General features: G+C 62.0%; 4 protein-coding genes. All 4 read left to right on the top strand.

From position 1 onward, the window contains the following. The first annotated feature begins 538 nt into the window (after positions 1-538). Positions 539-1141: a dimethylamine monooxygenase subunit DmmA family protein gene (locus NQL71_RS29600; protein ID WP_077182522.1), complete on the top strand. Its 603-nt coding sequence runs from the start codon at positions 539-541 to the stop codon at positions 1139-1141. Next, positions 1138-2106, top strand: a complete 969-nt coding sequence (locus NQL71_RS29595) for a PDR/VanB family oxidoreductase (RefSeq protein ID WP_274643785.1) — start codon at positions 1138-1140, stop codon at positions 2104-2106. Before NQL71_RS29600 ends, NQL71_RS29595 begins: the two co-directional genes overlap by 4 nt. Positions 2107-2124: 18 nt before the next feature. Further along, a complete protein-coding gene (locus NQL71_RS29590; protein WP_274643784.1) occupies positions 2125-3147 on the top strand; it encodes a heme-dependent oxidative N-demethylase family protein in 1023 nt (340 codons plus the stop codon). A gap of 120 nt (positions 3148-3267) precedes the next feature. Then, a complete protein-coding gene (locus NQL71_RS29585; RefSeq protein WP_046817203.1) occupies positions 3268-4803 on the top strand; it encodes an APC family permease in 1536 nt (511 codons plus the stop codon). Positions 4804-4968 lie beyond the last annotated feature (165 nt).

The raw sequence follows: 4968 nt of genomic DNA, 5'->3' as shown, positions 1-4968 counted from the left end.
TGCCGAGCCTTAGCGAGGCACCGAATGGTGGGGCAAGACCTTTTGGTTCCTTTTGGCTGGGCCGGCACTCCGGGCGTTTGACAAAAGGGACTCGCCGTAAGGGCGAAACCATAGGCGGCCGTTACCGCAGGAATGGATATGTACTCCATCAACAAATACTAGGTCGGCTATAAGGCCGCCTTCGCTGGCAAGCCAGCTCCCACAGTTTGATCGCAATACATCTGCAGGAGATGGGTCGGTTGTGAGGCCGCCTTCGCTGGCAGGCCAGCTCCCACAGTTTGATCGCAGTACATCTGCAGGAGATGGGTCGGCTATAAGGCCGCCTTCGCTGGCAAGCCAGCTCCTACAGGTTTCCCCCTGAGCCCTCCAAAAAACGCTGCAAAAACGCCTACATCATTGTTATTTCTGCTTACACTTTTTCCATCTATAAACATTTAAATCAATAAAAACAGTAACTTAAACAATTGGCACGCCCTGTGCTCCTGCTATCTGCAACCCACCATCGTCGGGCTCCGATAGTCAGGAGGAATAACAAGAAATGTTGATCACCGGGATCAAAAGTCGGCCGGTCTACGACCGGTTGCAACCTCTGCCGGGAGGTATCCGGCACATCATTGCCGGGCAAGGCAGTGGCGGGCGCGCCATGTTGCGTTTGCTGGACGAGATGGAAGGGCTGGATCGCCCCGTGACCTTGCTGTACGCCCAGGAGTCATTTTCCGGCCAGGACTACCTCGCCCAATTGCAGCAGCACCCAGGTCACCCACTGCGGGTGTACGCCAGCAACCAGGCATTGATCGACGACCTCAATGACCTGCTCGGCGACGCCACGATGGGCACGCGCCTCTACCTCGCCGGTTCCGAAAGCTTCCTCGGCAGCGCCATGCAGGTGGCCACCCGTTTCGACCTCAATCGCGACGAAGTGCTTCGCGAGCACTCCGGCACGCTGGTGCGACGGGTCTGGTGCGTGCACTGCGACACCTACACCGAGAACGTGACCCAACGCATCTACGACTGCCCCGGTTGCAACCTGACGCTGGTGGTGCGCGACCACTATTCCCGGCGCCTGGCGGCCTTCCAGGCGGTCAAGGCCGATGCCGAAGTACCGGGCGAACTGCCCCCAGCCGAGGAACTCGACACATGAGCCAGAACAACGGGACCTTGAACCTGCGGGTGGCCCGCATCGAAGCGGTGACCCCGGAAATCAAGCGCTTCACCCTGGTATCGCCGACCGGCGCGCACCTGCCGGCGTTCTCCGGTGGCAGCCACGTGGTGGTGCTCATCGCCAACCCGTACAACACGCTGCGCAACCCCTACTCGCTGCTGAGTTCACCCTATGACACCAGCAGCTATCAGATCGCCGTGCGCCGGGTGGAAAGCGGTCGCGGTGGTTCGATCGCCTTGCACGACAGTGTCCGTGAAGGCGACATGATCGAGGTCACGCCACCGGTCAATCTGTTTGCGCTGATCAAGCAGGCCCGCCTGCACCTGTTCATTGCCGGTGGCGTCGGTATCACCCCGGTGATCTCCCAGCTGGAGGAATTGCGCCTGAGCAAGGTGCCCTTCGAACTGCATTACGCGGTTCGCGGCGATGAACACGCACAGCTCGGCAAAGAGTTGCAGGCCATCTACGGCGCGCAGGTCCACTTGTATCGCAAAGGCATCGAGGCGCGCATGGACATCGGCCGGATCCTCGCCAATCGCCCGCTGGGCAGTCACGTGTATGCCTGCGGCCCGGACAGCATGATCGACGCCACCCTGGCCTGTGCCCGCGACCTGGGCTGGACCGACAGTCACGTGCATTACGAGCGATTCCTCGAGCAAAGCAGCGGCGGCGAAGCCTTCAGCTTCACCCTCGGGCGCAGTCGCGCAACCATCGAAGTTTCGCCTGACCAGACCATGCTCGAAGCGGTCGAGGCCGCGGGCTACAGCATGCCTTACCTGTGTCGTGGGGGTGCCTGTGGCCATTGCGAAACCGAGGTCCTGGAACTCGACGGCGAACTGCTGCACAGCGATGACTGGCTGTCGGACGAAGACAAGGCCAGCCGCAAGAAAATCATGCCCTGCGTATCCCGTGCCAAATGCAATCGCCTGGTCATCGACCTCTGATCGACGGAAACCAAAACAATGAATATCAAGTTCAACGCCGACGAAACCTACCGCGACGACTACACCTTCGCCAACAGCCCGCAGACCATCGCCCGCGCACCCTTCCCGTTCCCCGATGACGACTACATGTACTCGATGAACCTCGAGCCCCATGTCCCCGTCGGCGATGGCGCCTTCCGCGCCGCGTTCGATATCGACGAGCACTACATCAGCGAATGCCGGGACCGAGCGATCACTCTGGAGAAGGACCCGGGCATGCACTACGTCTCGGCGCCGCACATGATGGAAGCCCAGTGGGACCTGCTGGAACTGATCATGGAGTCCTACGCCCGCGACTACCCGCAGTACTTCACCCTGTCCCGTGAAGGCCGCCAGTGGCACTGGATCAACCGCCTGCTGGACATCGACGATCACTTCACCTTCGGCGACCCGGCGACCCTGCCTTATGAGCCGATGGAATACGTGACCCGCCAGGCCCAGGGCGACTGGGTCTTGCAGGAAGAACGCGACGGTACGCTGTATTGGGGAGCAGGGATCGCCACCCAGCGCGCCGACTACTCGCTGCGTTTCAACCTCGGCATGAGCTGGGAAGAATTCCATGGTCCGGTGCCGCTGGTGAAGGAAATCGGCATGCTCGACCGCGCCCTGAAGTTCCTCCTGCGCCTGCGCACCGGCCACCCGGTGCGACGCCTGAACTGGTCGCTGACCGTCAACCCGCGCCTTGAGGTCTCGGCCGAAAGCCTGCCCGAATGGGCGCCCGACCGGACCATCGTGACGGCAGAAAACGCCGGCAAACTGGTGTACCTGCGCATTGAGCTGCAACCGCTGCACCGCCTGCCGCGCAGTAACGCCATTGTCTTTCCGATCCGCACCTACCTGCTCAGCCTCGAAGACATCGCCACCAACCCGGCCTGGGCGCGGCGCATGCACCGGGTACTGCGCGACCTGAATCAGCAACTGGTCGATTACAAAGGCTTCAGCCGCTATCGCGATGCGGCGGTCGAGTGGCTGTCGCAGTACGACGACGGAACCAAAGCCTGACGTCCCCCCTGCAGGAACCGGCTTGCTGGCGATGGTGGCTTGGGGGCCCCATCGCCAGCAGGCTGGCTCCCACAGGTTTGAGCACCCGCAATCCACTGCCATTGATAATGAGGAAATAACATGAGTGGCTTATCCAACACGCGTGCAAGCAGCGCCGATCAGGACGCCGAACAACTTCGCGCCCTCGGCTACAGTTCGGATTTCAATCGCAGCATGAGCCTGTGGGAGAACTTTTCCCTGGGCTTTACCTACCTGTCGCCGGTCGTCGGGGTCTATACCCTGTTCGGCCTGTGCCTGGCCGCCGGCGGCCCGCCGATGTTCTGGTCCTACCTGCTGATCGGCGCCGGGCAACTGCTGGTTTGCCTGATTTTTGGCGAAGTGGTGTCACAGTTCCCGATTTCCGGCGGTGTCTATCCCTGGGCCCGTCGCCTCGTGGGCAAGCGCTGGGCGTGGATGGTCGGCTGGGTCTATGCCTGGGCGTTGTGCGCAACTATCGCCGGGGTCGCAGTAGGTGCCGGGCCGTACCTGGCGATCATGCTGGGCTTCAATCCCGGCCCGGACGCCAACATCATCATCGCCCTGGCGATCATCCTGCTGTCCACCGCGCTGAATCTGGTGGGCACCAAGCTGCTGGCACGGGTGGCAATGTTCGGCTTTCTCTGCGAGCTGGTCGGGGCGATCCTGGTCGGTGGCTACCTGCTGATCTTCGAGCGTCATCAACCGATCAGCGTGCTGTTCGACACCTTCAACCTTGAGGTCAATGGCTCTTACCTGCCGGCCTTCCTCGCGGCCTCCCTGGCGGGTCTGTTCCAATACTACGGGTTCGAGGCCTGCGGCGATGTCGCGGAAGAAACCCCGAACCCGGGCAAGCGCATTCCCAAGGCCATGCGCATGACCATCTACATCGGCGGCGCGGCAGCGATGTTCGCGTGCCTGGCGTTGATTCTCTCGGTGCCGGACATGGCCAAGGTGCTCGCCGGTGAAGACACCGACCCGGTCGCCACGATCCTGGCCAATGCCTTCGGCCCGGTCGGCTCGCGCCTGGTCATGGCGGTGGTCATGGTGTCGTTCATCTCCTGCGTGTTGAGCTTGCAAGCGGCGGCCAGCCGCCTGTTGTTCGCCTATGCCCGGGACGAGATGATCGTCGGCAGTTCACTGTTCAAGCGCCTGTCGGCCAACCAGGTGCCGTCGTTCGCGCTGCTGGTCAGCGGCCTGGTACCGGCGGCGATTGTCTGCCTTGGGATGTTCATGGCAGATGCCGTGGCCACGATCGTCGGTTTTGCGGCGATCGGCATCTACGTGGCGTTCCAGTTGATCGTGATCGCCGCGCTGATCGCCCGCGCCAAGGGCTGGCGCCCCAACGGCCAATTCACCCTCGGCGCCTGGGGCCTGTGGGTGAACCTCGCGGCGCTGATCTATGGCGTGTGCGCCATCGTCAACATGGTCTGGCCGCGCTCGCCGGATGCGGCCTGGTACATCAACTATTCGATGATCCTCACCACGTTGGTCGTGATGGGCGCAGGTCTGGTCTACATGCTGCTGGGCAAGCCCTATGACAAAGGCACGGCGCCAGCGGGGGATGCGTGGAAGTTTTCCAAGCCGCTGGCCAAGGATGCTGATCTTTCCGCTGCTGCGGTAAACAAACCAGCCATCTGACAACCCGATACCCACCGTGAGAACCGAATCAATGTAGGAGCGGGCTTGCTCGCGAAGGCGGCGTGTCAGCCAACATCGACGTTGCCTGTGATGACGTCTTCGCTGGCAAGCCAGCGCCTACAAAACCGAATCCTGTAGGAGCCGGCTTGCCGGCGAAGGCGGCGG

It is taken from the genome of Pseudomonas serbica (assembly GCF_028823535.1).
In the GTDB taxonomy this organism is placed as follows: domain Bacteria; phylum Pseudomonadota; class Gammaproteobacteria; order Pseudomonadales; family Pseudomonadaceae; genus Aquipseudomonas; species Aquipseudomonas serbica.
This window is presented reverse-complemented; position numbering and strand designations above follow the sequence as displayed.

What these genes read in the sequence shown, in the direction of transcription:
- NQL71_RS29590 (WP_274643784.1), top strand. Translation starts at nt 2,125, where the DNA reads ATGAATATCAAGTTCAACGCCGACGAAACCTACCGCGACGACTACACC.
- NQL71_RS29595 (WP_274643785.1), top strand. Translation starts at nt 1,138, where the DNA reads ATGAGCCAGAACAACGGGACCTTGAACCTGCGGGTGGCCCGCATCGAA.
- NQL71_RS29585 (WP_046817203.1), top strand. Translation starts at nt 3,268, where the DNA reads ATGAGTGGCTTATCCAACACGCGTGCAAGCAGCGCCGATCAGGACGCC.
- NQL71_RS29600 (WP_077182522.1), top strand. Translation starts at nt 539, where the DNA reads ATGTTGATCACCGGGATCAAAAGTCGGCCGGTCTACGACCGGTTGCAA.